General features: G+C 41.2%; 3 protein-coding genes and 1 pseudogene. All 4 read right to left on the reverse strand.

All coding sequences use genetic code 11. The features are described 5' to 3' along the window. Positions 1-369: pseudogene (locus HMPREF3277_RS12200) on the reverse strand (RHS repeat family protein); the annotation flags it as partial. Between the two features lie 113 nt (positions 370-482). Beyond that, a complete protein-coding gene (locus HMPREF3277_RS12205; protein ID WP_070871276.1) occupies positions 483-1013 on the reverse strand; it encodes a hypothetical protein in 531 nt (176 codons plus the stop codon). Positions 1014-1403: 390 nt separating this feature from the next. Continuing rightward, positions 1404-1703: a DUF6968 family protein gene (locus HMPREF3277_RS12210; RefSeq protein ID WP_003761235.1), complete on the reverse strand. Its 300-nt coding sequence runs from the start codon at positions 1701-1703 to the stop codon at positions 1404-1406. A 12-nt stretch (positions 1704-1715) separates the two neighbouring features. Next, positions 1716-2488, reverse strand: a 773-nt coding sequence (locus HMPREF3277_RS12215; RefSeq protein WP_246830816.1) for an RHS repeat domain-containing protein, incomplete at its 5' end; no start/stop codon positions are given.

Consider the following 2488-nt stretch of genomic DNA (forward strand, 5'->3'; position numbering starts at 1 on the left):
GCGTTTGAACTCGGTAATCCGCAGCGGGGTTTGGTTGTCGAGGTCATCTGAAAGCGGGGATGCGTCTTTTTTGGGGAGGGGCTGTCCGCCCAGTTGCGCCATCAGTTTGGCGGCGAGGGAGGCGTCGTCACCGAATTCGCGCTGCTCGACCAGTTCGTTGCCGGCGTTGTAGCGGTAGCCGGTCAGCTTATGGTCGAAGCCGCTTTCGGCAATCAGGCGGTCGAGGACGTCGTAGGCAAAGCGGTAGCGCGCACCGTTTTCATTGGTGAGGCCGACTAAGCGGCGGGCTTTGTCGTAATGGTAGCCGAAGGTGTGTCCCAAGGCATTGGTGCGCCGGGTCGGCAGACCGTTCTGGCCGTATTCGTAGGCGATTTTGGCTTAGATTGTTACGAAATAAATATTTCAGACGACCTCGAAAAAGGATTGAGGTCGTCTGAAAGGCAGAAACTGCGTGTGTACCGGATACAAGCTGCCTACGCAGGCTACGGTTTGCTACGAATATTACCGTAATTGCTTAATAAAACATTTATAAACTCCTCTCCAAACTCTCTTATTAATAATTTATCCATAGCCTTAAATCTTTCAATGTCTACGAACCAATCTCGATCCATCATATTGAATAACCTTATAGATTCTTTTTTTGAACTTTGAAATGCAAAAACACCCCAATTAATAGGTATATCCTGAACCGCAACCCAATTTAAATCAGTATCTGCCATAATAATTCCATTATCATCATTATCATCCACATAACCTATTATTCTTTTTATATATTTTAATAAATTATCATGCTTAAGAATCCAGTTCTCTACAATAATATTAAAATCATAATCAAAAACATTAACTTGTTTATTAAAGCCACCTAAATCTAACAAGTCAGAAAAATATTCAAGAAACTCTGACTCCATTCCAAGCCCAAAATCAAAGAACAAAAAAGTATCATAATTTGGTATTAAAAAATTGTTAGGTAAACACAAATTCCGTCCAATAAAAATATTATTTATTTTTTTCATAAACATTTCCTTTGTAACTAATTTTAATTTGCTGTCTTAATCCATTGCGGAAAACCATTGCTGATGACCGACCACTTTCCATCCATACCTCTTCATGTATTTTGGGGATAAGAATTGTAGGCAAGGTCGTCTGAAAATTGATTTCAGACGACCTTGCTGAGACCTTTGCAATAACATAGGTTACTAAAATTTTATGCTCAATCTCATTTTCAAAATGCAAAACCTTTCTGATTTTTCCTACTTTTTGCTCAATATTAGGAAGGTTTTAGTCAATTGAAATTTTTTGGCGCATTTTTATGCGTCAAATTTCGTTAACAGACTATTTTTGCAAAGGTCTCTTGCTGTTTTTGTTGGGTCTAGACCTAACCTACGCTTACTGAACGACGACGACTAGTTTAAATTGTCAAGTAAAGGAAACCCAAGATTTTTATCTCCATTCCAAGATAAATTTTCTTTTTTCCAATAATCAGAGTGAGACAGAATAACACCAAGTTTAATCATTGCTAAATAAATGGCTTGTAACATATCTTCACCAATTACTCTACCCTCATCTAAATAATCATACTTGCTTATTTTGTATCGACAAATATATGCTTTGTATTCGTCAGAAAAAAAAGGTTGATATATGGTAATTTCGACAGACTCCCCATTTTCTGTATGTAATTTTCTGTATCCTATGATTCCATGCATAATTTCATCCTTTTATTGTGTCGCAAATGTTCCGCCTATGGCGCTTAATGCACATACTCCCTCACCTCCTAAAACACAAAAAGCAACTACTCCTGTTCCAATTAAAATTGGAACAATATATTCATTCCAATGACTTTCTTTATATGTGACTAATGGAGGCATAGGTCTATTTGATATACAAGCCCCGTAACGTTCTTGAACACTTGCCCAGCATCTACTTCTTCGGGCTTTATCCTTTTCAGGTATTTGTCTACACGTTGCCTCATCTATTTCAGCTTGCTTATCGCATTCAGCCCGTTTTGCATCTGAACATTTTGGTAATAGTCCCCAAGTATCAGTCCATTTTAGAGTATTAGGTGCAAACTGGTACGAATTGCTTCCGCCCCACAACCCAATCGGATCCTGATTCACAAACCGCCCCGCATCAGACTCATAATACCTGAAGAAGTTGTAATGTAGTCCCGTCTCGGGGTCAGCGTACTGGTTTTGCAGGCGGAAGGGTTGGTATGCACTATCCGTTACCTTGATTTCCTCTTTCAGACGACCCCAGCCGGTGTAGTTGCCGAACCATAAGAGGTTGCCGTCTTTATCGGTCATCTCACGCGGGATACCGATTTGGTCGCAGTGGAAGTAGCGGGTTTGTTGGCAGTTTTCGCCGTCTGCGGTTGTCCAATCGCGGACTTGCGCCAGCGGCTCGTAGGAATCTTGGTCGGCGTAGAGATAGGTATATCTGCCGTCCGGGTGGACTTCCTGCAAGAGGTGGCTGCCGTCCCAAACGAAGCGGG

The sequence above is a fragment of the Neisseria sp. HMSC70E02 genome, from assembly GCF_001838645.1.
GTDB lineage: Bacteria > Pseudomonadota > Gammaproteobacteria > Burkholderiales > Neisseriaceae > Neisseria > Neisseria macacae.

What these genes read in the sequence shown, in the direction of transcription:
- HMPREF3277_RS12205 (WP_070871276.1), bottom strand. Translation starts at nt 1,013, where the DNA reads ATGAAAAAAATAAATAATATTTTTATTGGACGGAATTTGTGTTTACCT.
- HMPREF3277_RS12210 (WP_003761235.1), bottom strand. Translation starts at nt 1,703, where the DNA reads ATGCATGGAATCATAGGATACAGAAAATTACATACAGAAAATGGGGAG.